Source organism: Psychrobacter sp. UBA5136, from assembly GCF_002414005.1.
Classification (GTDB): domain Bacteria; phylum Pseudomonadota; class Gammaproteobacteria; order Pseudomonadales; family Moraxellaceae; genus Psychrobacter.
Genome location: NZ_DHYG01000054.1, coordinates 83,278 through 108,470 on the forward strand (window position 1 = coordinate 83,278; position 25,193 = coordinate 108,470).

The following is a 25,193-nucleotide window of genomic DNA, read 5'->3' on the forward strand; positions in this document are numbered from 1 at the left end:
GCAGATAATAATCTATATTCTTAGGGCGTGTCCTCATTTTTAGCCCATTTAGCTATCCATCGGTTGAAATGAGGACAGGTCCTAAGCAAACCTATCTACAAATAATAAAATATTGAGACTTCCTATGAGTTTAAATACGATTCCTGAGATTATCGAAGACATTCGTGCTGGCAAAATGGTCATCTTAATGGATGACGAGGACCGCGAAAACGAAGGCGATATTATTATGGCCGCAACCCATGTGCGCCCTGATGATATTAACTTTATGATTACCCACGCTCGCGGTTTGGTTTGTTTAACCTTATCACAAGCACGCTGTCAGCAACTGGCTCTGCCGCTAATGTCAGACCGCAATGAAGCAAAATTTAGCACCAACTTTACCGTTTCTATTGAAGCGGCGGAAGGCGTGACCACGGGTATTTCTGCCGCCGACCGTGCTCGCACCATTCAAGCCGCCGTTTCGTCTTCAGCAAAACCAGAAGATATCGTCCAGCCTGGGCATATTTTCCCTATTATGGCGCAAAACGGTGGCGTCCTGCACCGCGCTGGTCATACCGAAGCGGGCTGTGACTTGGCGCGTCTAGCGGGTTTAGAGCCAGCAGCGGTTATCGTTGAAATCATCAATGCTGATGGTACGATGGCGCGCCGCGATGATTTGGAGATATTTGCTAAAGAGCATGGCCTCAAAATCGGGACGATTGCCGATTTGATTAACTACCGCATCGCCAATGAGCAGACGGTCGAAGAAGTTGAATCACATCCGTTTGAGACCGAATATGGCACCTTTACCTTGCATCGCTTCCGCGAGTTTGGTGCGGACGAGACCCATTTAGCCTTGGTAAAAGGCGATGTCAGTAAAGGCGTTAGCACGGTTCGGGTCCATGGTTTCCATCCATTACGCGACTTATTTGCCGCAAAAAACGACACCACTGGCCGTAGTGGCTGGAGCGTACGTTCAGCGTTGGAGGAAATCAATAACTCAGAGCGCGGCGTGCTGGTTTGGATTGGCAACCATCAGCCGATTGACTTGGGAGAAGCGCTGGATAAAGCGGCCGAAAATCAGTCAATGTCAACCATCGCCCAGCAGCCTTATCGCAGCATTGGGGTTGGCGCGCAGATTTTACGCCATTTAGGCGTGCGTGATATGCGCTTACTGTCTTCGCCAATGAAGTTTTATGCGCTATCAGGCTTTGATTTAAATGTCGTTGACTTCGTTCATGCGCCTAAACAAAAATAAAGCCTAGCAATTAAAAAGAACAGCACGATAAAAAAGGAAAAGGCACGCTAAATAACGTTTAGCGTGCCCTTTTTATTTGTTTTTTATTTACCGTTATTTAAAAGCTTTTATAGCTTGGGCGTATGGCCAAATTGTGCTTCTAGTGCCAATAAGCGCTCACGCTCCTCAGTAGCCCAGGGTAATTTATCCTCTCCTTCACTATCCAAACGGACGATTACGGCATCAGCGGTCGCGACAATCGTTTTTTGAGCGCAGCTGTAATAGCTATATTCCATCACAATGCTGGTATTGCCCAAGCGCTGGCAGCGTACGCCTAATAACAAGGTGTCAGGATACGTGACAGGACGCAAATATTGACAACTTGATTGCGCCAATACCGTCACCATACTGCCATCAAACATGCCGAGCGCCTGTAAGTAGCCAATCCGAGCCGATTCGGCATAACGATAGTAGACCACGTTATTTAAATGGTTAAAAGCATCCATCTCGCCCCAATGGATCGGCTGCTGATAAATAATTGGATAGTACGCCAACTCGCTAGGACGGTCGTTATCTGAATGAGTATGACGTAAATCTGTATTTTGCTCAAAATTATTCATTACTGTAGGTCTCTTATTGTTATCTGTATAAAATCTTAAAAGCTGCTATTAATGCTTAGACTTAGCCAAAATTTGCGTGGTTAATAGTGGCGTTGGTTTTGGTGCAGTGGCAATTAGGCGATCTAACCAGTCGATAACTTCTGCAATATTATTAGGCGAGGACTTGGTTTGGATGTTATTTTTATGAGTATTTGACGTATTTTCTGCTTGAGCAGTTTTATTTTTTGTAGCTAATTTTGAAGCAGATGGTTGTGTTTCTAATGGCGATAAAGTCTGAAGCTGCTTACGGGCTTGGCGCAAATAACTGACCAACTGATCTTTTTCACGCATATTGCTGGCTTGACTGGCTAAATTTAAGGTCATAATTACTTCGTGAGTCGTAAGCTCTCTGCGCGTTAAGTTTCCATTGTTATCACTAGTATTAGTTTGGCCAAGCGTATTAGTGGGACGCTCATCACTGTGCAAAAACTCTTGGATATTTTGAATGGCTAGGTTTTGTAGCTGCCACGGGCTGGGCTGCGAGCTTCTTGCCTGCAGGCGTTCAATATCTTTCATCAAGCTTTGCTTAATCACGACGGTGAGCGCTGGGGCAATCTCATTACTGCTTTGCGACAGTTGCCAATGCAGACCGCGCAGCAAATCAATCGCGGCACTGTCATTATTGTCTACCAACAATCTATCCGCGGCTTGTATTTGAATGCGCAATAAATCGAGCTGGTTTTGCGCTTGACTACTGGCGGCGACGCGCGGCTCTGGCAGCGTCTGCTGACTCATTGCAAATATGCGATCGTCCATCTCGTTTAGGCGGCTGATGACTTGCTCATTACTTTGTAAACGTTCATTTACATTGCGCTCAAAACGCTGCTGGTTGATAAAAAACCAGAGTAAAGCGGCGATCAGCAGTAATATCACGAGCCACTGCAGACGTATCAAAAACATGTTTGCTTGCCGGCGCTGCTGAGTGGCAGAAGGTTCCTTAGACAACGATTCAGAATTTATGGGCATAAGGCAGCACCGTTGGTGATTGATATAGGTAATCTTAAATAGATGGATTAAGAAAATTAAGCGTTCTTTTTAATTTGAATTTACTAGCGGTGAACGGATGGCCGCAAAAATCGTTTCTGGCGCCAAATCCTCCACCCGCCAATAGCTTAAACCTCGCGCGGCGACCATATTGGCTAAACGCTCGCCCAATACCACATACGTAAAATCGGTGAGCTTTAGCGGCAGGCTAGCTGGTCTGTCTACCGTTAAACTTGACTCTACACTCTGCTCAGCCACTTCTTTAACAATTACCTGCCAATGCTCAAAAGCCGTGCCACTACTGACAATAACAATGGGCTTTGGCTGGGATTCAAAGGCTGATTGCGGTGTTTGCGGCTCAGTTTTTTGTGCAAGAAACTGAGCTTGCCATTTCTCATACTGCACCCTAGCATCACTGGGCATCTTGCGTTCATACCAAGCGATACTATCGATGTGCACACCGCGCGCCTGTAGCGTATTGACCAATAAACGCCGCCCACCAAGCCCGCGCCATACCAACAGCTTATCGCCAGCTTGCAGGCTGTCAATTTCTGGCATTGCTAACATACCTTCGTTGTTGGCAATAAGAGGCTGCAATACTTGATAATTCGCCGCATCTAGTTTGGCAGCATTTAACACCGCCGCAGTCGCTTCACCAACCGCAATCAAATGGCTTGGTGCTTTTAGCTGTTGACACTGTGCAGTTTCTTGCTCACTAGCAGCTTTCTCAGAGTTTTGAGTTTGACGCTCACGCTCAAGCGCTTGCCACACTGCCAATCCTGAAGCTGCTGCTGTTGGGCTGACAATGACAAGCGCCTGATAGTCACCGGCAATCCATTGATGCATCAAGGTCATGTCTTGCTCAGACGTTGGGCGCGCTTCTAAGGTCAACATTGGCATATCAACCACTGACATCCCAGCCGCTTGCAAATGCTGCGTCAGTGGCGCGGCGCGCTCGACTGGGCGCGTATTGATGACGACTTGCGGCAGTGATGAGTGCTTATCAACAGGCGGATTTAAAGCAGAGGGCGTAGATGATGACCAAGACATAAGCATACCGTGACAAAAGGCTTAAAAAGTGAGCTTAACCATAAAGTCATTTAGGAGACTCTATGATTAATAAACGACTCTATGATTAAGGGATGGCGATATTTAACTATGATGCTGCTTAAGCGTTATTTAATTTAAACGTTACTTATTTTAAACATTACTTAGCTTAAGCGTTATTCAGTCTAAAGCATCATTTAGACTGATAAATCGCTGATAAAATATCACCCGCGCCCATATCTAATAACTTCTCAGCGACTTCAATGCCTAATTGATTGGCTTGCGCTTCTTGCTCAGCTTGACTGCCGGTTAAGGTCAGGCGTTTTTCTGCTTTAAGCAGCTCACTACCGTCTTCTTGACCGACGCGGCCGCGCAGCCATAAAACGTCGCCTGCATCATTATTACCGTGTTGGCTATCATTTTTGCTGCTGCTTTTGCCGTTATTATCATCTGCTGCATCAGACATTTGCAATACTGCATAAGCGGCAATCGGCACTTGGCAACCGCCTTGTAAATAACGGTTCAGCGCGCGCTCAGCGATAAGGCGGATACGGGCTTTGTCATCATTTAACGGTGCCAGCAGTTTTAAAACCTCTTCATCGCCTTCACGGCATTCAATCGCTAGAGCGCCTTGTCCAACCGCTGGCAAGCAAATATCAATATCCAGCTCACTACGAATACGCTCGTCAAGCTCGATACGCTGCAAACCGCTGGTTGCCAAGATAATGGCATCATACTCGCCAGCGTCAAGCTTTCCTAAGCGCGTCCCAACGTTGCCGCGCAGGGTTTTGATTTGTAAATCGGGGCGATAGGCCTTGATTTGGCACTGGCGACGTAGACTTGCCGTACCGACCACCGCGCCTTTTGGCAACTCATCGATAGTATGATAGATATTCGATACAAAGGCATCGGTTGGCGAAGCACGTTTACAGTAAACGCCGAGCGTTAGGCCTTTTGGCAATTCCATCGGCACGTCTTTTAAAGAATGCACTGCAATATCGGCCTGCTTGTCATATAAAGCTTGCTCAAGCTCTTTAACGAACAACCCTTTGCCGCCAATTTTAGCCAGCGGCGTATCTAAAATCTTATCACCTTTGGTGACAATTTTTAGCAGGTTAATGGTCATCTCTGGATACAGCGCTAGTAGGCGATCACGAATATGCTCAGCTTGCCATAACGCCAGTGGGCTCTGGCGAGTAGCGATATTTAAGGTAGTCAAAGCAGGTTGCTGCATGGTGCTCATAAAAGGCCTCAATAGGTTCGATACTAAAATAGCGACGGACTTAGTATCTTGACAATAATGCGAATGTGTCATTCAACATGGATGCTAAAAACGTTTTTTAAAGATGATATATGCAAAAAAATACCCCTATTTAAGCATAAATAAGGGTTTGATGATATGGCATGAGTATTTCAACAGATTACAGCGCCGCTGTTTAATACTTTTAGAGCTATACAGTTTTAAAATTAGATGGTTTTAAAATTAGATATTTTTAAAGTTACATGCTTTGAATCTTTTCACGTAACGCTGGTAGATGGCGGCGGCTGACAGCGAGCGTCTCATCAATGCCTTTAAAATGCAGCTGAAATTGTCCTGCATCTAGCGTTTCTAAAAAGTCTAAATATTTAATATTGATAATGGCGTTGCGATGGACGCGAAACAATCTGCCTTTAAACTCTTGTTCAAGCTCTTTTAAGGTGTCATCAATAAGCACAATGCCATCTTTATGGCGTACTTTGACGTATTTTTGATCGGCGGTAAAATAGTAAATGTCTTCAAGTTCAATCAGCTCAACACCGCGATGGGTACGCGCTGTGATGTGTTCGCGTACTGGACGAGCGGTTGGGTTTTCAAGCTTGCGAATCTCGTTTAATTGCGCGGCATTTAGGTTGGTGGCTTTTTCTAGCGCTTCTAATAACTCATCTTTATTTGCTGGTTTTAATAAATAACCGATGGCGTTGGCTTTTAGTGCTGCTATCGCATAATGGTCATATGCGGTGACAAATATCATAGCGGGTGGATGCTTCAGCTTTGCAAGCTCTTGTGCACACTCTACCCCGTCCATCTCAGGCATACGAATATCAAGCAATATAATGTCTGGCTGCTGGGATTTTACGGCAATAATGGCTTCTGTGCCCGTTTTTGCTTGGGCAACCACCTCATGACCTGACTCTTTAACAATCCTAACCAACCGCTCACGGGCTAAGGGCTCATCATCACAAACGACAATTCGCATGCAAACTCCTGTTTAAGCGCATACTTAGAAATTTTTAACAGTAATAACATTTTTCTAGTGTTAACGATATTTTAGTATTAATCATATAGCAGCATTTACAGGTTATGATGAAGCAGAAATCCTGCCTCTTACTTAAGTTATAAACCAACTGCCTAACGTGCGCAAGCCATCAATAAACCTTTAGCGTTCATGCTTTTACATCAATAAGTAATACGATAAAAATTGCAATAAGTATGCCATCCTTACTGATTAGCAAAGACTTTTAAAACCAAGATTATAAACTGACATCTTGGAGTGGATAGCTAATATTAGTAAGAATTTGTTTATTGGTTATACTACTTTGAATGTCGGCACTTGGACCAAAATACGCACGTAGGCGCTCTGCCTGAATATAAAAATCCATATGTTGGCGCAAATCATGGTTAATCATCAAGGTTCTTTTAGGCAATTGCACACCAATAGCAATCTCAACGCGGTGCTGTAACCATTTGACTTTGATATCGATATGAATAGTGTCAGTGGTCATCTTAACCACGTTGACTAGCATCTTTTCAATCACGCTTTGTAAGGTTAAAGCCGTGATGACCATGTCATACATCACATCTTCGTTCGGTAGCTGCCAGTTTACCACCAATTTATCTGCCAAGCGGCTAGACTCAATGGCTAGATAATGCTCACAAAGGGCAATTTCTTCTTCAAAGCTGATTTCACGCGCGCCATCAAAACTGGCACGGAATAACGCTGAAACGTGCTGCAATAAAACGGCGGCGCGAGGCGGATCCGATTCAATCAGTGACATGAGGGTGTTGATGGTATTAAAAAAGAAATGCGGTGCAAGGCGAGCTTTTAGCACGTCGTTTTGGGCACTCAATTTTTGCTCAAAAGATTGTTTTAGCGCATTTAACTCGCGATATCGTCGTAAAAAGAACAGCAAAGCGGCTATAGTAAACCCGGCGGTGATCAAGGTATGAAAAACAACTGCAGCAACAAGAAAATTAAAGCTTTGATTAAACCAGCCAAAGTTTAACAAAATGAGCAAAATAAGCGTCACCGATATGGCCGTATTGGTGGTAATAATCAGCACCACGTACATACTGGCAGAAGCAACGCGCAATCGTTTTAACACCGGACGTAAATAGTCAATTAAATAAAAAGAGGGAAGAATGGCAAGCGTGATTTGAATAAATCTGGCAACAAACTTAATCACAAATTGTGAGCCATTTGGTACTGTATGGCGATCAATAATAGCGATAAACAAAGTCCAAAAAAAGATTGTCAGCAGCCATTGCCAAGGCTTCATGATCTCCATGAGCTTGGGTATAAAAAACTCTAAGCGCTCCGCTAGTAAGGCAACCTCATCATTTGCTATACTTGAGTTCTTATTCTCTTGACTTGTCTTGTACCGATATGAACGCCAACTCTTCAAATAATAGTAATCCCGACTCAAATAAAAATTCATCCGTTTCTGATTCTAGCACAGATGCCTCTATAACCAACACTACTGTGCCGCAAAGCGCTGCAAATGGTCAAGGCCAGCAAATGTGGGGTGGCCGCTTTAGTGAAGCGACGGACAGTTTTGTCGCCGCCTTTACCGCCTCTGTTGGTTTTGATCAGCGCTTTGCTCGTCACGACATCCAAGGCTCGATTGCGCACGCAACCATGCTAAAAGAGTGCGGCATCCTAAGTGCTGACGACGTTGCGATTATTATCGATGGTCTACAACAAGTGCTGCGCGAGATTGAAGCGGGCGAGTTTAACTGGTCGATTGCCCTTGAAGACGTGCACATGAACGTTGAATCACGCTTGACGGATATCGTCGGTGCAGTTGGTAAAAAACTGCATACTGGCCGTAGCCGCAACGATCAAGTTGCCACCGATATTCGGTTATGGTTGCGTGAAGAAACCGATAACATCATTGCGTTGTTGGTCCGTTTGCAGAGTGGTTTATTAGATTTGGCTGAGCAGCATACCGACACCATTATGCCAGGCTTTACCCATTTACAAACGGCGCAGCCTGTGAGCTTTGGTCATCACGTGATGGCATGGTTTGAGATGCTTTACCGCGATACCGAGCGCCTAGTCGATGCGCGCCGCCGTATCAATCAGATGCCACTTGGTAGCGCTGCCCTTGCTGGCACGACCTTCCCGATTGATCGTACCATCACTGCCAAATTGCTAGGGTTTGATGGTATTTGCCAAAACTCACTCGATGCGGTATCAGACCGTGATTTTGCTATTGAGTTTACCTCGGCAGCTTCTATTTTGATGATGCATATGTCACGTATGAGCGAAGAGATTATCCTGTGGATGTCCGCGCAATTTAACTTTGTGCAAATCCCTGATCGCTTTTGTACTGGCTCATCTATTATGCCGCAAAAGAAAAACCCTGACGTCCCTGAGCTGGTACGCGGTAAAGCGGCACGCGTGTTTGGGCAATTAATGACGCTGCTTAGCCTGATGAAAAGTCAGCCGCTTGCTTACAATAAAGACAACCAAGAAGACAAAGAGCCGCTATTTGATTGCGTTGATACCTTGACAGGTTCGCTACTTGCCTTTGCTGATATGCTGCCGAACATCACCCCAAATATCGAAGCCATGCGCGCCGCCACCATGAAAGGCTATGCAACGGCAACTGATTTGGCAGACTACTTGGTTCGCCGCGGCGTTGCTTTCCGTGATGCCCATGAAGTGGTCGGTAACGCCGTCGCTTTGGGTATTAAAGAGGGCGTTGATTTAAGCGACTTATCTTTAGCCCAGCTACAGCAGTTTAGCGATGCCATTGGCGACGATGTGTTTGACTATCTAACGCTAGAAGGCTCGTTGGCCGCTCGTGATCACTTAGGTGGTACTGCGCCAAATCAGGTTAAACAAGCGGTGATTAATGGTCGTGCGCGCCTAAAAGCTTTTGCATAAAGGCGTTTTTTAAAGATGAAGCCAACAATAAAGCTGTTCCTTTAAAATGGTTCTTTTATACTGACGCCCGCCATTGTGCGGGCGTTTTTTTACCCTCGCTAATGTTTGCCATCACCGCATAGACTTGATGTTACCTTCTCTACACCTGATATCCTTGGCTAAATCTTCTAAGACCGTTATTATAGATAGATACCAATATTTGATTGAATCATTTACCTAATATAATGCATCAGGAGTATCTCATGACCGAAACTTTTAATCCACAAGCCAACACCGTGTTTTGCCGCAAATATAAGCAAGAATTGCCAAAAATGCCGCATCCACCTTTTCCTAATAAAAAAGGTCAAGAACTGCAAGAAACCGTCTCCGACAAAGCGTGGAAAGAATGGCTTGAGCAGCAGACCATGCTAATTAATGAAAATCATCTCAGCATGATGGACCCTGAAGCCAAGAAATTTTTAACCGAGCAACGTGAGAAGTTTTTGGACAACGAAGACTACGAGCGCGCGCAGGGCTGGACGCCAGAAAAATAATGCGCATGACGATTGTCGGTTTTAAAAAAACATTCGTTAACTTAGAAATTCATACTTAACTATCAACTATTAAATGTCAAATGTCTAGGGCTGTACTCATTTAGATGTTCATCGCTTGAATTGAGGATATGCCCTAGGCATCACCCTTATAGTTTGCTAGTATGAGACTGATTTACAACACTGACAGACTCGGGGTGCGGTGTATTAAAGCTTACTTTATAAGCTTTTACTACATTCGCTGAGAGATCACCCGCCGAACCTGATGCGGTTAGTACCGACGCAGGGAAGTCTTAAGCCTATGTTCTATATACAAAGGGCGCGCAGAAATGCCTTTTTATGTTTGCCGATATTTTATATTCAATAGCGTTTTACGCTACTGTATGGCAATCAATAAAAAGCTGCGCCTATCAATTATCTAAAAAATTGCGTTAGATTGAGTTTTTATTAAATTTGAACTTAATAATACGTGCAGTTGATGATTGAATTTGTTTATCATGCATAGTCTTGCCCCGCAGCTACTGGCGGTGTTGCTTTTACTCAAAAACCAACACGCTAGGACAGCATATGAACCTCACAGCAAATACCTCGACTCCCGTTGTTAAAACTACCGATAAAACTGTCGATAAAAAAGCCGACGCGCTAAAAACGCCTGCCCACCGTTCGGCAAATGATGCGCGTTTTGAAGAAGACGCTCGCGACTTACACCGTATCCTCCCCGCCTCTAAAAAAGTCTATATCGAAGGCTCTCGGCCCGATATCCAAGTACCGATGCGCGAGATTACCCTTGACCCTACCCCCGTCCAAGGCGTGAGCGAGGCCGAGTGGGAACAAAACCCTCCATTTTATGTTTATGACACCTCAGGCGTGTACACCGATCCCAATGTCGAGATTGACTTGACCCGTGGCTTGCCCAAGTTGCGCGAAGGTTGGATAGCTGAGCGCGGTGATACTGAGCAATTAAGCGGCTTATCTAGCGTTTATGGGCAGGCGCGCGCTCGCGATATCAGTACCGCCAATCTACGCTTTGCGCGCATTGATAAACCGCGCCGTGCCAAGACAGGTAATGGTTTATCAGGCAATGTCACGCAAATGCACTACGCGCGCCGCGGCATTATTACCCCTGAGATGGAATACATCGCCATCCGTGAAACGCAGAAACAGCATGAGCTGACTGACATGCGCCAGCATGACGGCGAGAGCTTTGGCGCCAATACACCAAAAATCATCACCCCTGAATTTGTGCGTAGCGAGGTCGCCGCTGGGCGCGCCATTATTCCAAATAACATCAATCACCCTGAGTCTGAGCCAATGATTATCGGGCGCAATTTTTTAGTGAAAATTAACGCCAATATCGGTAACTCAGCGCTCGGCTCTTCTATTGATGAAGAAGTGTCAAAGATGACGTGGGCAACGCGCTGGGGCGCAGATACTATTATGGATTTATCGACGGGTAATCATATCCATGAAACCCGCGAATGGTTGATACGTAACTCACCAGTCCCCATCGGGACGGTGCCGATTTATCAAGCGCTTGAAAAAGTCGGTGGCGTTGCAGAAGACCTCACGTGGGAAATATTCCGCGACACGCTTATCGAGCAAGCCGAGCAAGGCGTTGATTACTTTACCATTCATGCGGGCGTGCTTTTGCGTTATGTACCGTTAACCGCCAATCGCTTAACGGGTATCGTCTCGCGTGGCGGCTCTATCATGGCGCAGTGGTGCCTTGCCCATCATAAAGAAAGCTTTTTATACACCCATTTTGAAGATATCTGCGAGATTATGAAGCAGTACGACGTAGCGTTTAGCTTAGGCGATGGCTTGCGTCCCGGCTGTTTGCAAGATGCCAATGACGAAGCACAATTTGGCGAGCTGCGGACGCTTGGCGAGCTGACGCAAGTCGCTTGGCAGCACGATGTACAGGTGATGATTGAAGGCCCTGGCCATGTAGCGATGAACCGCATTAAAGAGAATATGGACTTACAACTTGAGCTATGTAACGACGCGCCTTTTTATACCTTAGGGCCATTAACGACCGATATCGCGCCCGGTTATGACCATATTACTAGTGCGATTGGCGCTGCGATGATTGGCTGGTTTGGCACCGCCATGCTCTGCTATGTGACGCCAAAAGAGCACTTGGGTTTGCCCAATAAAAAGGACGTTAAAGACGGTATTATCACCTATAAAATTGCCGCTCATGCTGCCGACCTTGCCAAAGGTCATCCGGGGGCGCAGGCGCGAGATAATGCGCTGTCCAAAGCGCGTTTTGAGTTTCGCTGGGATGACCAGTTTAATCTGGCGCTCGACCCTGATACCGCGCGCGAATATCATGACGAAACCTTGCCAAAAGAGGCGCACAAGTCCGCGCACTTTTGCTCGATGTGTGGACCGAAATTTTGCTCGATGAAAATCACGCAAAACGTGCGTGAGTATGCAGCCGGTCTTGATAAAGATGCTGCAAATATGAAAGTCACGCCGCAAACGGGCGACTTAACCGATGCAGGTCATTTAATTAGAGAGGTGGATACCAAACTTGTCGAGCAAGTTGGTGAAGCCAGCCTCGATGAGATTCATAAAGGTATGGCAGAGATGACTGAGAAATATAACAGTGAAGGCCGTCAGTTATATAAGGAAGTTTAAGCGATTCACCTTAACCCTTAACGTACAAAAAAGCGCTACTCATCAGTAGCGCTTTTTTACTGCAAACTGTTTTATCTCAACAGCAGATTAATTAAATCCTTGACGCTTCATAAATCTCTTTAATAGAAGTATTAATCGTATCAGCAAACTCTGCATCGTTTTGTTGCTTGCTTAAACCTTCGGTAAAGGCGCGTGAGAAGCTAGCAATCATGCCTGGGTTTTGCTTCAATTTTTCGCAGGCGTCATGACGACTATAACCACCAGATAGCGCCACCACTTTTAGCACCTTTGGATGGTCGATAAGTTCTTGATAAAATCCGGCTTCTTCCGGCAAGGTCAGTTTTAGCATCACTTGATGATCATCGTCTAAATAATCAAGGTTGTGCAAAATACTGGTTTTAAGGATGATTTCACAGTCATGTTTTTTGCTACTGTTGATATCCACTTCTGGCTCAACGATGGGCATAAAACCTTCGGAGAGGATTTGTTTGGCCACGTCAAACTGCTGCTGAACGACAAGCTCGATACCATCGACATTTGGCTCATAGATGACTGAGCGCATTTTGGTGCCAAAGATGGGATAGTTTTTTGCCTTGTCTAATAATAAGCTGAGATTTGGCATCGGGCGCATGGCCTGAACGCCGTTCATATGCTCAGCCAACCCCTTATCTACCTTTAAAAACGGCACGATGTTTTTGTCTTCCCAGAGATAATTCGCCGTCGGTTTGCCGTTGACTTCGCGCTCCATGGTATCTTCAAATAAAATCGCCCCAAGCACCCGCTCACTATCAAAGCAGTCGCACGTCATGATACGGGCGCGCATCTCATGCACCAAGTCAAACATCGCTTCATCGTTATCATAAGCATCGCCGCTAACGCCGTAGTTTTCTAGCGCTTTTGGCGTACTACCACCACTTTGATCAAGCGCGGCGATAAATCCTGAACCATTTTTTATACGCTGTAGTTGTTTTTCGTATTCCATTGAATGGGTATCCTATCCTGATTAATAAGGGACAAACGTTATTATAATAAGTCAATCAGCCCTCGATAACATGAGCCTGATTATAAGTTACCTTATCATAGGACATAGCGCGTGCCTATTGCTGATAAGTTAAAATTTCGCGCATTGAAAAGTAGCCAGATTAAAGTAAAAACAATACCGCCACACAGCCAATGGCTAATAATAAACCGAGCATATTGACGCGGTTAAGTCGCTCTTTAAACACGCCAACCCCGATCAAAGTTGCCACCACAATCACGCCGACGTTCATACCTGTAAAGACGATACTTGGCGACTCAGACAAGACTTGATGGGCGCGCACATAAGCATAAATGTTGCCCATATTGAGCGCGCCAAGCAGCAATCCTGCGCCAAAGGCACTACCCTGCCAGCGTACGCGCGTGCTAAGTAAGTAAACAAACAGTAGCAATCCTGCCAGCCCAAAGGTCACAAACAAGGTTAAAGGAAAAGCCGCACCTTGCTTGGCAACTTGTTTAAATAAAATATCAATCACGCCATAACCCAGCCAAACGCCAAACAGCCATAGCGGCGTCTGCTTTGCTTGGCTATTTATCAGCCCGTGCTGCGGACGATAAATCAGCGCGCCAAGGGCTAAAAACCCTAACAACAGACCAAATACACGCGTACCCGTCAGCACTTCGCCGAACAATAAAAAAGCAGCAACGATAGGAATGATAAGCGATAAACGCTGGGCGGCGTCGGTTGCCACCATACCGACCGATTCAATCGCCCGCCCAAGGAGGATAAATACCGCCGGCAACAATACCCCAAGCGCAATAACAATGCCCCACGCGTGACCAAGGGCACTGATGCTACTGACATCGGGTTTTAATAACACCCACGTCAGTAAAAACGCCACCGGATAACCTGCCACGATGGTTTGGCGAATATCGATATTTTTTTGGCGCAGTATTTTTAAAAGTACGGAAACAGCGACGCTACATAGCACCGCTATCGTTAAATATATCATTAACTTTATCCTTGTGAAGCCGCAGCTTTGCGTATTTATTTTAAATTCTCAATTTTTTAATCATTATGATCAGACGGTATTAAATAACACCAAACCTCAGAATGTAACAAAATATTTCTTTTACAGCAATCTAATTATTGTGCGCTGCATTTTTCAGCTTACAATTAGCATGCAGGCATGAGGATGAATTTTGTTAAAATAGCAAGCAATCCTAATAACAAAAGTAAAGATTCAAGATAGCGCTTGAGGGCGTTTGTCTTGGCGTACTGCTATGAATGCTCTTTGACTGCCTATGAACGCTTTATTTCGCTTTTTTGAAACCCGTCTGCCCGCCTTTCCTGACACGCCTATGCCGCTGCCCTCACCGCGCGATGGCATGCTGAAGTTTATGTGGGCGTATACTAAAGGACTTCGCGGCTGGCTACTGCTGTTTATGATTTTGTCTGCGGGCATCGGTATCTACGAGGCGATGCTGTTTGCTTGGATTGGCAATATCGTCGATTGGCTTGGCGTTTATACCCCGCAAAATCTATGGGCGGAAAAAGGCGATATGCTGCTTATGATATTGGCGGTGCTGATTTTAAGTCCGTTCTGGATTGCCTTATCGTCATTTATACATTTTCAAACCTTGCAAGGTGTCTTTCCGATGCAGATGCGCTGGCGTTTTCATCAGCGCATGCTTGGGCAGTCGATGCAGTTTTATCAAGATGAATTCTCGGGCCGAGTTTCAGCCAAAGTGATGCAAACGGCGTTGGCGGTTCGCGATACCGTGATGACGGTCACCGATATGTTTATGTACGTCGCCGTTTATTTTATTACTTCTGGCATTATTTTATTTAATTTAGACAGCTTGTTATTGATTCCATTTATTGTGTGGTTTGTTTTAGTGTGGCTGGCGATGTGGTACTTTATTCCCAAACTTAAGCAAACCGCGATTGTACAAGCCGATGCTCGCGCGTTAATGACGGGCCGCATCACTGATGCGTATGCCAATATCATGACGGTCAAACTGTTTAGCCATTCGCGCCGTGAGCTTGATTATGCCAAAAACGCCATGGGACAGTTTTTAGGGACTGTCCATGCGCAAATGCGCTGGGTCAGTTATTTAGAAGTATCTACCCACCTTATCAGTGTGATTTTGGTCAGCAGTACGGCGGGTATCGGGATTTATTTATGGCAACAAAGCGCGGTTGGCGTTGGTGCGATTGCTGCCGCGACGGCGATGGCGCTGCGCTTAAACGGTCTGACGCGCTGGATTATGTGGCAAACTGCCAGCCTATTTGAAAGTATCGGCACGGTACAAGACGGTATGCGCACCTTGTCTGCCCCGCAAACCATCGTTGATAAGCCGAACGCTTCTGTACTTACAGTCAGCGAGGGTCGTATCGTTTTCGACCATGTTGATTTTAGTTATGAGGGCGAAGACAATGACACAGGCTTAAATGCTCACTTAGCAGGCAAGCGCCTTGATGACGTTACGGTAAACGGCACTGATGCAGCAGACGGGGATGCACACACCAAGCTGCTGGATGATTTTTATTTAGATATCAAACCGGGAGAAAAAATCGGATTGGTTGGGCGCTCGGGCGCTGGTAAATCCACCTTGGTTAATTTGCTGTTGCGCTTTTTTGATGTTGATAAAGGTAAAATCTATATCGATGGGCAGGCGATTGATGAAGTCACCCAAGAGTCGCTGCGTCAGCAAATTGGTATGGTCACCCAAGATACGTCACTATTGCATCGCACCGTCCGTGAAAACATCGCTTATGGTCGTCCTGACGCTACCGATGAAGAAATCATCACAGCAGCCAAACAAGCGCAAGCATGGGATTTTATTAAAGACTTATACGATGACAAAGGCAATACCGGACTTGATACCCAAGTCGGTGAGCGCGGTGTTAAGCTATCCGGCGGTCAACGTCAGCGCATTGCTATCTCACGCGTCATGCTTAAAAACGCCCCGATTTTACTACTCGATGAAGCAACCAGTGCGCTTGATTCTGAGATTGAATTTGCCATTACCGAGAGCCTAAACGACATCATGACCGGCAAAACCGTGATTGCCATTGCCCATAGATTATCAACCATTGCTGCGCTTGATAGACTGGTGGTCATGGATAAAGGCCGTATCATTGAGCAAGGCAGTCATGATGAACTATTGGCGTTAAATGGCGTCTATGCCCGCTTATGGCAGCGTCAAAGTGGCGGCTTCTTAGGTGAAGACAGTTAATTGTTAATTGCAAAGTAAAAATAGAATTTAAAAATAACGGTTAAAAAACCGCCACAAGGAAGTGTCATTTTTATGGAAGCATTTACCAAGCGTATTGATATCGATGGCAAGCAAGCGCGCTATTATGACTTGCAGACGTTAAATCAAGCAAACAATCAAGCCGCCCAATCAAACAACCATAAGCGTCCGCCTGCCCATTTTTATGGCGGTAACAGCTTTACCCTTGGTACTTATACGCCATTGTTAACTGAACTGGCAACCGAGTTTGATTTATCTGCGCTGGCATTACGCGGCTATTGGTATGATAAACCGCAAGGTCAGCGCTTAACGCGCGAGCAAGATGCCGATTTATTGATTGAGTTTTTAGACAAAACCCAAGACGCGCCTATCGTTGGTATCGGCCATTCGCAAGGTGCTACTGCCACCGCCATGGCAGCAGCGAAACGTCCCGATTTATTCTCTCAGTTATATCTTATCGAGCCTGTGACCTTTACTAAAAAACAAGCCACACTTTACAACTTGCTACCGCGCAAGATGCTATTGAACCGAGAACCCTTTAAAAGCACCTTGGCTAAGCAATCTACGTGGGCAAGTATTGATGATTATTATGAGCATTTGCGCGCGCAGCGGGCTTATAAACGCATCAGTGATGAGCACTTAAAAGTATTTGCTGAGCAAAGTTTGACGGTCAATAACAATGGTGGTTATGAGTTAATGTTTGCCCCCGAGCAAGAGCTTGCCAATTATTTTGGTGCGCCCCACATTGATGCCGCGCTAAAAAAACTGCGCTGCCCTTATACCTTAATTACGGGCAAACCGACTTTGTTTATCAATGATAAAGTACGTAAACAGTGGCAAAAATTTGTCCCTGCTGACCGAATTATCTCTTTGTCAGACTACGGTCATCTCTTGCCAATGGAGGCGCCCAAATTGTGCGCGCAAATTATCAATGAAGATTATAAAAGCCGTAAATAAGCTGAGCTATTTGCGCGATGAGAGAGTAAGCAATGACCGACCTTTTTGCGCCTACGCCGACCGATAATTTATTGCCTTACGACGGTAAGGTAAATGACTTAGGCATCGTGATCGATTACCCAAGCGCCTTATATTATGCCCTATTAACGACGCTACCTTGGCAATCTGATATCGTGACCTTGTTTGGTAAAACCCATGTCACCACTCGGCAAATAGTATGGATGGGCGACAGCGCTGCCAGCTATCAATATTCTGGTCACACGCGGCAAGCCATTGCATGGACGGATTCTGTGTTTCATGTGAAACATCATATTGAACAACAACTAGCAAAAATCGGTATCAATACCAACTTTAATTCTTGCCTGCTCAACTACTATCCATCTGGCGATGAGGGTATGGGCTATCACGCGGACGATGAAAAGGAACTTGGTCATCAGCCAATTATTGCTTCTTTGTCACTTGGAGCAACGCGCAAGTTTGTCTTTAAGCATAAAAAAACTCAAGATAAAGTCGAGCTTTACCTTGAGTCCGGTCAGCTTATCGTCATGCATGGCGATACGCAAAAGTTTTGGAAGCATACCGTCACTAAGACAAAAACAGTTTTAGACGGTCGTATTAGCCTGACCTTTAGAAAGATGAGCCATTAGAAAAACACATTTTTATCTATTCTAAGGGCTTACTTTTACTGGGCAACTTTTAATACAATCTTGCCAAAGGTATCGCCTTTTTCCAGCTCGCGGTGCGCGGCGACCACTTCGGACAATGGATAGGTTTGCTGAATTTGCAAAGTCAGCTTGCCAGCAGCGATGTCTTGTAAAACTGTTGCCATATCCTGACCATTTGGCTGCACCGCATAACCATCAACGCTTAAGTCTTTATCGCTACCGGCATCTTTTAGTTTATCCACCCAAATCGTTGGTAGTACTTTGACGCGGCCACCAGATTTGAGCACGCTTAATGCGCGCACGCCTGCATCGTCACCGACCAAATCCATTAGCACGTCGGCTTGCAAATCAGGGAAATCTTCATCTTTGGTATAATCAATCCAGCCTGCTAGCTTACTTTTATCTATCAAATCGTCAAGTTTGGCATATTTTTCTGGCGAGCAAATAACCGTGACTTTTATATTATCTGACGTCACCTTTTTCATTAAAAACTGAATGGCCAAATGACCAACGCCGCCCGCTGGCGCGTTTATCACCACGTGCTCAGCGTTTTTAATGTCGGCAAATTCTACAAACTGTAGCGCCGTTTGGCCGATACAGGGCAGTGCTCCTGCCTGCTCTAATGTCACCGCCTGTGGTACTTCTGCCAGTAAATCACCGTCAACCGCCACGTATTCAGCGTAGCAGCTGCCATCAAAACTAAGGGCAGCAACGTTATCACCGAGCGCAAATTTATTACTATTGGTTTTGACCACCGTCCCTGCGACATCAAAACCTAAAATGGCTGGCTCGTCCTTGGCAAATTTATTTTTTTGAATGGCATCAGCGCCCCAGCCTTTACCTTGACGGGTTTTATAATCGACCGGATTGATACCCGCATACGCGACTTTAATTAATACCTGATTATCCGTTAAGTCAGGAATAGCCACGCCGTCTTGATACTTCATCACGTCAGGCTCGCCAAACTCACGGATTAATACGGCGTGCTGCGTCGTTGGTAGTTGTCTATCAGACATACTTTATTCTCCTTGTATTATTCGCATACCTTTTTTTAGTTAATTTACAGACTTTTTAATTATGAACAAATCATTTTATGGCAGTGTCAATTCTGCACTTAACGGCAGATGATCTGACAGCGTTGACCAAGGCTTACCCGTGTGCACCCAAGCATCCTTTACCCTTAAGTTGCGCACATAAATACGATCTAAGCTTAATACGGGTAGCTTTGCTGGAAAGGTCGGTAGCAATTTGCCATGGCAATGTCTAAAGGCTTCGGTCATACCCAAGCTTGACGCGAGCCTGTCACAAGACATTTTTTTCCAGTCGTTGAAATCACCTGCTAAAATCAGCGGCTGATCGGCAGCAATCTCATTGCGCACATAATTGGAGATGGCTTCGTATTGTTTGATACGGTCGCGCTCAAAGAGATTTAAATGAGCGCATAACACCACCACAGGCATTTCCCACCCTAGCGGCTGCACTTCACAGTGCAAGACACCGCGCTGCTCAAGCTTATTGACCGTGATATTGACGTTGTGTTTTGGGTCTAGAGGAAAGCGGCTGAGTACCGCATTGCCATGATGACCGTTTTCATATTCTGAGTTTTTGCCATAGCTGTTTTGCAGTTGCAGATATTCACCAAACCATTCATGCTGCGATTGGTCAGGATATTCGTTGTATTGCAAATTACGCTTGAGATTTTGACCTTGTACTTCTTGCAAGCAAAGGATGTCTGAGCCAATGATATCAAGCGCTTGGGCGATGCCTTGTATCTTGACTTGGCGATTCATCGGCGACATGCCTTTATGAATGTTGTAGCTGGTTAAGACAAAAGAGGTGGTATTAGTCATAAATGTATCAGTCATCAACTCAGTATTGTGAGAGTAAAGTTGGGGAGCGCTTTATTAAAACCTATTTCAATATAAAAATATCAGTATAAAAAAGAGCATTGATTCATCTCGAACCAATGCCCCATATTATACCTATGCCGTAACGATGGCTAATTCATTAACAAATATCAGCAATCAGCAATCGATTAATAGCGAGTAACGAGAGCAATTGGCTGATCTTCACCCATCATCTCTTCTGGCATAAATACGACTTTGCCGCCATTATGGATGACATGCTCGATGATTTCGCCAACCGCATCATCAGTGACGCCTTCTGCTGTGGCATCATCGGCCATCGTTAACGTCTGCGCCTGCTCATCTATCTTAGCAGGTTGCATATAGCCGCGGCGTACGTATAAGGTTTCGCCGACACCTTGGAAAGCACTGCGATAGACTTCTTGTAAATCGGTCTGTAGCATATTGGCACCGCGCGCTTTATCAATCTCACCCATAGCCGCTTCGTGTAACGACGTGCGATAGCCTTCTACCGCTTCTTGTACGCTATCAATGATATGCTGGGCGCTGCCCTCTAAATTGGTGGCGTTTGTCACGGTACCGATGATATTATCTGGACGGTCACAAACCTCTTGGTAATAACCGATATTTTTTGCATCGCCGACGATAATTAGCGGCATTTTATGCTCGCCCCATAGCTCTTGCACGCTTTTATCAACCTGATTAAAGAACTCTTTTAGAGAGCTACTCTCATTATTGGCTGAGCGATCAGAACCCCCATCGCCTGTGAGGTATAAGCTGTTGTTTTCGATAGGAAATGGGATGCCTTCCATATTATTTTGCGCATCGTGGTCTTTATCGAACTCTCTGATGACCCGATCATTAGACGCTTCAATCAGGCGCGCATTCTCGCGTGTCAACACCACGGTATAATAGTGTACCGCACTGGCCATATCACGGACCAAGTCACGTGTCACAAATCTGTCTGAGATGACCACACGCTCTGCGGTATCAATGGGAATACGAATGATTTGTACATCATCCGTGCTGGCAAATATCGCTAACGTGTCTAAGTTATAATTGTGATTAAGGTCGCTGGTTTTATTTTGAATATTTTCTAAAATAGTGGATGCGGTACGCTTATCGTACTCATTGGTTAAGCGTTCTTCGACGACTTTTAATTGGTTTTTTAGCGCAATGGGATCTTTTTGATTTTCAGGATGCTCACGGTGAGTTTTGACAAAAATACTGACGGCTGGGTCGGCTTTGGTCTCACGTAAACTTTTAAGAGTGGCTTTCATAAATACTGCTCCTTATTTTATTATCGTTGGTTTATACCTTAAGACTAAAAGGATTTTTTAATAGTTAGTGGTTAGATTTTTAATAATTAGTAGTTAATAGTTATTTATCTTATATTTATTATATTTAGTCCTGCTATTCCTAAGATGCTAACAACTTGCCCGCGCTCCCTGTAGGGTTAATTTGCAAGCAAATGATGGCGCTTTGTAAGTGAAGCTTAGCCAATTTTAAGTAGCACGTCCTAAAGCCTGTACTTTTTTTATTTAAGTTTCCCTATACTTTATAACGTCATCTAACCGCTGGCTTGTATTTCAACCGCGTCATACCCATCTTTTAGATAACTCTCCTTTTAAATAACATCCATAACACTTTATCTGGCCAATAATCATTCATCCCTACCAGAATATCGGATACCTTTATGACCTCTACACCTTCAGAATTACACCTTGTTGATTTTACTAATGCCACACCTGACACCTTACAAGATCAAGTCATCAGCGCTATCGATGCGGCCAATGCCTTTTTAGATGCCATGCCAGCAGATAGCAACATCAGCGCTAAGCAAGCGTTAGCAGATGTGATGCGCTTTGACCATATGAATCTGGCCTTGGATCGTAGTTGGGGAATTTTGTCGCACCTAAATAGCGTGATGAGTAACGATGACATCCGTCACGTCCATCATGAACTGCTGCCCAAACTTTCCGCTTATGGCACGCGCGTTGGTCAGCACCAGCCGTTATTTAGCCGTTATCAGGCCATCGTCAATGACACAGAGTTTTTTGCTGCCCTAGAGCCAGCACGGGCGCGCGCCGTTGAGCTTGCGCTACGCAGCTTTGAGTTATCAGGCGTCGCGCTACCAAAAGCTGAGCAAGAAAAATTTGCCGCCATTCAAAGTGAGCTATCTACTTTATCAGCGACGTTTTCAGACCACATATTGGACGCCACCCAAGCGTACGCGCTACCGCTAGCGCAGGAACAATTGGCAGGTTTAACTGAAAGTGGTTTGGCGCTATTGGCAGATGCAGGCGAGCAATATAAAGCGCGTGAGCTTGCTAGCGGCGCGCTTACGCAAGCGGATATCGACGCATTGCCAACGCCTTATTATGTAGTAAGCTTAAATATTCCGGTTTATCTTGCCGTCATGACCCATGCCGATGATCGCAATCTGCGCGAGACGCTATACCGCGCTTATGTTACCCGCGCCTCTGAGTTTGATACTCATAGCAATGCCAAAGGCGAATCACTCAATAACGCCGATATCATGGGTCAAATTCTGCAATTAAGAGAGCAAAAGGCCAAATTGTTAGGCTTTGATAATTATGCAGAAGTCTCATTATCGACCAAAATGGCGGATAGCGTGACAGAAGTTGAAACCTTTTTACGCGATTTGGCTGCGCAAGCAACGCCGACGGCCAAACAAGACTTAGCTCAGCTGCAAAAATACGCGCAGGATTATGGCATTGAGGAGTTACAGCCATGGGACAGCGCGTACATCGCCGAAAAAGTCAAACAAAGCGAGTTTAGCTTATCGCAAGAAGAGATCAGACCTTATTTTCCTTTGCCAAAGGTCATCAGCGGATTATTTACGATTGTAGAGCGTTTATACGGTATCAAAGTACAAGAGCAAAGCGAATCTGTGTCACGCTGGCATGACGACGTGCGTTTTTATCAGTTGTTTGACGCCGATGATACATTGCTCGGGGGTTTTTACTTCGACTTATTTACCCGTAGCGGTAAACGCGGCGGCGCGTGGATGAGTGGGTTCCAGTCACGTTATGCGTATGCTGAGCAAGATCACGAGCAGCTACCTGTCTGCTTTATGGTCGGTAACTTTACCCCCGCCATAGGTGGTAAGCCAAGCTTATTAACCCACGATGAAGTGCTCACCTTGTTCCACGAGTTTGGTCATGGCTTACACCATTTATTGACCCAAGTCACCGTTGGCGATGTCGCTGGCGTTAATGGCGTTGAGTGGGATGCGGTCGAGCTGCCCAGCCAGTTTATGGAAAACTGGGCGTGGGATGCCGAAGGCATTGCCCTAATTAGTAGCCATGTCGAAACAGGCGAGCCACTACCGACAGATAAACTTGAAGCCTTACTCGCGGTAAAAAACTTTCAAAGCGGCATGCAAACCCTACGTCAGATCGAGTTTGCGCTTTTTGACTTGTTGATTCATGCGCACACGCCAGCGCTTGATTATGATGGTATTTTGGCGACGCTAAATAGTGTTCGAGACGATATTGCTATCATGCAGACGCCAGATTATAACCGTTTTGCCAATGGCTTTAGTCATATTTTTGCAGGCGGTTATGCGGCGGGTTATTACTCATATAAATGGGCGGAGCTGTTGTCTGCCGATGCTTTTAGTAAGTTTGAAGAAGACGGCATATTTAACCCAATCACAGGCAAAGCCTTCCGCGAAACCATTTTATCAGTGGGTGGTAGTTTTCCTGCCAAGACCAACTTTGAAAATTTCCGCGGGCGCAGCGCCAGTATCGATGCATTGCTACGGCACAGCGGTTTTAAGCACGCTAAAAATGACGCTGATAAAGCTAAAACGACGCGCGAGGTCATCTAAATGCGCTATCAATCATCAACGCCAAAACGTCGGTTTTTAGCAGGTGTACGCTGTCCCAAATGTCAGGCGCTCGATGCGGTGAGGCAAGTTAATATCGTCACACCCGAACCTGATGAATACATCGAATGCACCCAGTGCGGACATACCGAGCATCGCCCTGACCCAGATGCTATCAGTGCCAAAAATCAGTTAGAGGACCAGCTAAGCCGTGATGCGATGTCAACGGGCACCAGTGGTACGGTGAAGTTTAAACCCTAAATATAGTACCTAGTCATCAGCTCAAGTGCTTCCAACTCCTAGCCCATCTAGCAATAGATGGGCTTTTTATTTTGAGTTTGCTATAGTATGTTTACTTATATTTTTGATATAAATCGATTATCGTATGAATAAGAAAAAAATGCGTCCTTTAACGTCTAACTCGCCGAAAAAGAAATCTACTAAATGGCGCCAAAAATGGTGGCCAATTGTCATACTGGCTGTTTTCCTAGTTGGCTACTTGGTTTGGAAAAACAATTCGCCGCAAACCAACACCGCGCCTGTTGAAAGTGTGCCACCAACCTCCGAGACTACTGAGCAAGACAATGACAGCGCTGCACAATCAAATACGACGCCCTTAGACAATGGTAACGATACGGCGGATAATAATGATCCAGCTTTAAACACCGATGACTCTATAAGCACAGACAGTCAGATACCAGATCCCGAAGTTATCCTAAACGCACCTTTGCCAGAAACCGATAGCTTGGCGAAAGAAGAGATAGATCGTTTAGAAGATGAGCGTCAGCGCTTAGCAGAACAAGAAAAGTTAGCCGCTGAGCAATTGGCAATGAATAAACAGCTGACAGAGATGAAGGCTGAGCAAATCGCCTTACTTGAGCAGCAAATTGCCCAACTAGAAGCGGCTGAAGGCGCTGAAGCCAGCGCCAAATAACGTAAATTTTTACAAAGGGGACGATGATGGCGACTTTACAACTAACCCACGCCCCTATTTTAAATAGCAGTGCACAGCTGCTGATATTGCCTGTGAATAACGCTGGTATTTTGTTGGACCCTATCCTTACGCGCAGCAAAAATCTATACCCTGATAATTACCAACGCTACTATCGTGCCTGCCGCGATGGTAGCTTAATGGTTGGTAGCTGTTTACTGCACAAACGCGCACGTGAGCAAGCTGGGCTTGGCGTCAGCAGCAATGGTAGTCAACCAAGTTACATCGCCAACCTTGTGATAACAGACCATCCTTATCATCCATCAAGGTCACGCTGGTTAACGGCCGCTTTGGTCGATTTACAACAACAGCTTATCCCGCTTGTCCGTTATCAAGGGGTGCGCAGAATTGCCCTATTAGCACGTCCGCTTGTTTATAATACCAAACCCAATAA

Annotated in this window: 22 protein-coding genes and 1 riboswitch; of the genes, 11 read left to right on the top strand and 11 right to left on the bottom strand. The window is 45.4% G+C overall.

What is annotated here, in order from left to right; translation table 11 throughout:
- The first annotated feature begins 124 nt into the window (after positions 1-124).
- Positions 125-1,237 (top strand): bifunctional 3,4-dihydroxy-2-butanone-4-phosphate synthase/GTP cyclohydrolase II, encoded by a 1,113-nt coding sequence (gene ribBA / locus B4240_RS08770; RefSeq protein WP_296238414.1) that lies wholly within the window; start codon positions 125-127, stop codon positions 1,235-1,237.
- A gap of 107 nt (positions 1,238-1,344) precedes the next feature.
- Here ribBA and B4240_RS08775 read toward each other — a convergent pair whose 3' ends face one another.
- The 6 genes from B4240_RS08775 to B4240_RS08800 all read right to left on the bottom strand — a co-directional run bounded on the left by B4240_RS08775 (position 1,345) and on the right by B4240_RS08800 (position 7,443).
- Entirely contained in the window at positions 1,345-1,836 is a 492-nt protein-coding gene (locus tag B4240_RS08775; protein ID WP_296238416.1) for an acyl-CoA thioesterase, read from the bottom strand.
- 48 nt (positions 1,837-1,884) lie between these two features.
- Complete coding sequence (locus B4240_RS08780; protein WP_296238418.1) at positions 1,885-2,841, bottom strand: hypothetical protein; 957 nt, start codon at positions 2,839-2,841, stop codon at positions 1,885-1,887.
- Between the two features lie 69 nt (positions 2,842-2,910).
- Positions 2,911-3,909: a uroporphyrinogen-III synthase gene (locus B4240_RS08785; protein ID WP_296238420.1), complete on the bottom strand. Its 999-nt coding sequence runs from the start codon at positions 3,907-3,909 to the stop codon at positions 2,911-2,913.
- Between the two features lie 190 nt (positions 3,910-4,099).
- Positions 4,100-5,149, bottom strand: coding sequence for a hydroxymethylbilane synthase (hemC, locus tag B4240_RS08790; protein WP_296238421.1), 1,050 nt, complete (start codon positions 5,147-5,149; stop codon positions 4,100-4,102).
- Positions 5,150-5,405: 256 nt separating this feature from the next.
- On the bottom strand, positions 5,406-6,143 hold the full coding sequence (locus B4240_RS08795; RefSeq protein WP_296238422.1) for a LytR/AlgR family response regulator transcription factor: 738 nt from the start codon (positions 6,141-6,143) through the stop codon (positions 5,406-5,408).
- A gap of 274 nt (positions 6,144-6,417) precedes the next feature.
- Entirely contained in the window at positions 6,418-7,443 is a 1,026-nt protein-coding gene (locus B4240_RS08800; RefSeq protein ID WP_296238423.1) for a sensor histidine kinase, read from the bottom strand.
- A 239-nt stretch (positions 7,444-7,682) separates the two neighbouring features.
- Here B4240_RS08800 and argH point away from each other — a divergent pair, with 239 nt between their 5' ends.
- The 3 genes from argH to thiC all read left to right on the top strand — a co-directional run bounded on the left by argH (position 7,683) and on the right by thiC (position 12,229).
- Positions 7,683-9,056, top strand: coding sequence for an argininosuccinate lyase (gene argH, locus B4240_RS08805; RefSeq protein WP_296238459.1), 1,374 nt, complete (start codon positions 7,683-7,685; stop codon positions 9,054-9,056).
- Between the two features lie 242 nt (positions 9,057-9,298).
- A complete protein-coding gene (locus B4240_RS08810) occupies positions 9,299-9,589 on the top strand; it encodes an oxidative damage protection protein (protein ID WP_068407860.1) in 291 nt (96 codons plus the stop codon).
- 180 nt (positions 9,590-9,769) lie between these two features.
- Positions 9,770-9,892, top strand: a riboswitch (TPP riboswitch).
- Between the two features lie 261 nt (positions 9,893-10,153).
- Entirely contained in the window at positions 10,154-12,229 is a 2,076-nt protein-coding gene (gene thiC, locus B4240_RS08815; RefSeq protein WP_296238425.1) for a phosphomethylpyrimidine synthase ThiC, read from the top strand.
- Positions 12,230-12,320: 91 nt separating this feature from the next.
- Here thiC and B4240_RS08820 read toward each other — a convergent pair whose 3' ends face one another.
- Complete coding sequence (locus B4240_RS08820) at positions 12,321-13,211, bottom strand: fructose bisphosphate aldolase (protein ID WP_296238428.1); 891 nt, start codon at positions 13,209-13,211, stop codon at positions 12,321-12,323.
- Between the two features lie 160 nt (positions 13,212-13,371).
- Positions 13,372-14,220 (bottom strand): DMT family transporter, encoded by an 849-nt coding sequence (locus B4240_RS08825; protein WP_296238430.1) that lies wholly within the window; start codon positions 14,218-14,220, stop codon positions 13,372-13,374.
- 292 nt (positions 14,221-14,512) lie between these two features.
- Here B4240_RS08825 and B4240_RS08830 point away from each other — a divergent pair, with 292 nt between their 5' ends.
- From B4240_RS08830 to B4240_RS08840, 3 genes are all read left to right on the top strand, one after another.
- Entirely contained in the window at positions 14,513-16,450 is a 1,938-nt protein-coding gene (locus B4240_RS08830; protein ID WP_296238432.1) for an ABC transporter ATP-binding protein, read from the top strand.
- Between the two features lie 72 nt (positions 16,451-16,522).
- Positions 16,523-17,425: an alpha/beta fold hydrolase gene (locus tag B4240_RS08835; RefSeq protein WP_296238435.1), complete on the top strand. Its 903-nt coding sequence runs from the start codon at positions 16,523-16,525 to the stop codon at positions 17,423-17,425.
- A 32-nt stretch (positions 17,426-17,457) separates the two neighbouring features.
- On the top strand, positions 17,458-18,072 hold the full coding sequence (locus B4240_RS08840) for an alpha-ketoglutarate-dependent dioxygenase AlkB family protein (RefSeq protein ID WP_296238437.1): 615 nt from the start codon (positions 17,458-17,460) through the stop codon (positions 18,070-18,072).
- 35 nt (positions 18,073-18,107) lie between these two features.
- Here B4240_RS08840 and B4240_RS08845 read toward each other — a convergent pair whose 3' ends face one another.
- The 3 genes from B4240_RS08845 to B4240_RS08855 form a co-directional block, all read right to left on the bottom strand.
- Positions 18,108-19,106, bottom strand: a complete 999-nt coding sequence (locus tag B4240_RS08845; RefSeq protein WP_296238439.1) for an NADP-dependent oxidoreductase — start codon at positions 19,104-19,106, stop codon at positions 18,108-18,110.
- Positions 19,107-19,181: 75 nt separating this feature from the next.
- Positions 19,182-19,940 carry an endonuclease/exonuclease/phosphatase family protein gene (locus tag B4240_RS08850; RefSeq protein WP_296238441.1) on the bottom strand — a complete coding sequence of 253 codons (759 nt, stop codon included), beginning with the start codon at positions 19,938-19,940 and terminating at the stop codon, positions 19,182-19,184.
- A 185-nt stretch (positions 19,941-20,125) separates the two neighbouring features.
- A complete protein-coding gene (locus tag B4240_RS08855) occupies positions 20,126-21,235 on the bottom strand; it encodes a hypothetical protein (protein WP_296238443.1) in 1,110 nt (369 codons plus the stop codon).
- A 416-nt stretch (positions 21,236-21,651) separates the two neighbouring features.
- On the opposite strand from B4240_RS08855, the gene B4240_RS08860 reads away from it, so the two are divergent.
- From B4240_RS08860 to B4240_RS08875, 4 genes are all read left to right on the top strand, one after another.
- A complete protein-coding gene (locus B4240_RS08860; protein ID WP_296238446.1) occupies positions 21,652-23,811 on the top strand; it encodes a M3 family metallopeptidase in 2,160 nt (719 codons plus the stop codon).
- Positions 23,812-24,069, top strand: a complete 258-nt coding sequence (locus tag B4240_RS08865) for a YheV family putative metal-binding protein (protein WP_296238448.1) — start codon at positions 23,812-23,814, stop codon at positions 24,067-24,069. It begins immediately after the preceding gene.
- Between the two features lie 124 nt (positions 24,070-24,193).
- Entirely contained in the window at positions 24,194-24,742 is a 549-nt protein-coding gene (locus tag B4240_RS08870; RefSeq protein WP_296238449.1) for a hypothetical protein, read from the top strand.
- A 26-nt stretch (positions 24,743-24,768) separates the two neighbouring features.
- Positions 24,769-25,193, top strand: a 425-nt coding sequence (locus B4240_RS08875) for a hypothetical protein (protein ID WP_296238451.1), incomplete at its 3' end; no start/stop codon positions are given.

What these genes read in the sequence shown, in the direction of transcription:
- ribBA (WP_296238414.1), top strand. Translation starts at nt 125, where the DNA reads ATGAGTTTAAATACGATTCCTGAGATTATCGAAGACATTCGTGCTGGC.
- B4240_RS08775 (WP_296238416.1), bottom strand. Translation starts at nt 1,836, where the DNA reads ATGAATAATTTTGAGCAAAATACAGATTTACGTCATACTCATTCAGAT.
- B4240_RS08780 (WP_296238418.1), bottom strand. Translation starts at nt 2,841, where the DNA reads ATGCCCATAAATTCTGAATCGTTGTCTAAGGAACCTTCTGCCACTCAG.
- B4240_RS08785 (WP_296238420.1), bottom strand. Translation starts at nt 3,909, where the DNA reads ATGTCTTGGTCATCATCTACGCCCTCTGCTTTAAATCCGCCTGTTGAT.
- hemC (WP_296238421.1), bottom strand. Translation starts at nt 5,149, where the DNA reads ATGAGCACCATGCAGCAACCTGCTTTGACTACCTTAAATATCGCTACT.
- B4240_RS08795 (WP_296238422.1), bottom strand. Translation starts at nt 6,143, where the DNA reads ATGCGAATTGTCGTTTGTGATGATGAGCCCTTAGCCCGTGAGCGGTTG.
- B4240_RS08800 (WP_296238423.1), bottom strand. Translation starts at nt 7,443, where the DNA reads ATGAAGCCTTGGCAATGGCTGCTGACAATCTTTTTTTGGACTTTGTTT.
- argH (WP_296238459.1), top strand. Translation starts at nt 7,683, where the DNA reads ATGTGGGGTGGCCGCTTTAGTGAAGCGACGGACAGTTTTGTCGCCGCC.
- B4240_RS08810 (WP_068407860.1), top strand. Translation starts at nt 9,299, where the DNA reads ATGACCGAAACTTTTAATCCACAAGCCAACACCGTGTTTTGCCGCAAA.
- thiC (WP_296238425.1), top strand. Translation starts at nt 10,154, where the DNA reads ATGAACCTCACAGCAAATACCTCGACTCCCGTTGTTAAAACTACCGAT.
- B4240_RS08820 (WP_296238428.1), bottom strand. Translation starts at nt 13,211, where the DNA reads ATGGAATACGAAAAACAACTACAGCGTATAAAAAATGGTTCAGGATTT.
- B4240_RS08825 (WP_296238430.1), bottom strand. Translation starts at nt 14,220, where the DNA reads ATGATATATTTAACGATAGCGGTGCTATGTAGCGTCGCTGTTTCCGTA.
- B4240_RS08830 (WP_296238432.1), top strand. Translation starts at nt 14,513, where the DNA reads ATGAACGCTTTATTTCGCTTTTTTGAAACCCGTCTGCCCGCCTTTCCT.
- B4240_RS08835 (WP_296238435.1), top strand. Translation starts at nt 16,523, where the DNA reads ATGGAAGCATTTACCAAGCGTATTGATATCGATGGCAAGCAAGCGCGC.
- B4240_RS08840 (WP_296238437.1), top strand. Translation starts at nt 17,458, where the DNA reads ATGACCGACCTTTTTGCGCCTACGCCGACCGATAATTTATTGCCTTAC.
- B4240_RS08845 (WP_296238439.1), bottom strand. Translation starts at nt 19,106, where the DNA reads ATGTCTGATAGACAACTACCAACGACGCAGCACGCCGTATTAATCCGT.
- B4240_RS08850 (WP_296238441.1), bottom strand. Translation starts at nt 19,940, where the DNA reads ATGACTAATACCACCTCTTTTGTCTTAACCAGCTACAACATTCATAAA.
- B4240_RS08855 (WP_296238443.1), bottom strand. Translation starts at nt 21,235, where the DNA reads ATGAAAGCCACTCTTAAAAGTTTACGTGAGACCAAAGCCGACCCAGCC.
- B4240_RS08860 (WP_296238446.1), top strand. Translation starts at nt 21,652, where the DNA reads ATGACCTCTACACCTTCAGAATTACACCTTGTTGATTTTACTAATGCC.
- B4240_RS08865 (WP_296238448.1), top strand. Translation starts at nt 23,812, where the DNA reads ATGCGCTATCAATCATCAACGCCAAAACGTCGGTTTTTAGCAGGTGTA.
- B4240_RS08870 (WP_296238449.1), top strand. Translation starts at nt 24,194, where the DNA reads ATGAATAAGAAAAAAATGCGTCCTTTAACGTCTAACTCGCCGAAAAAG.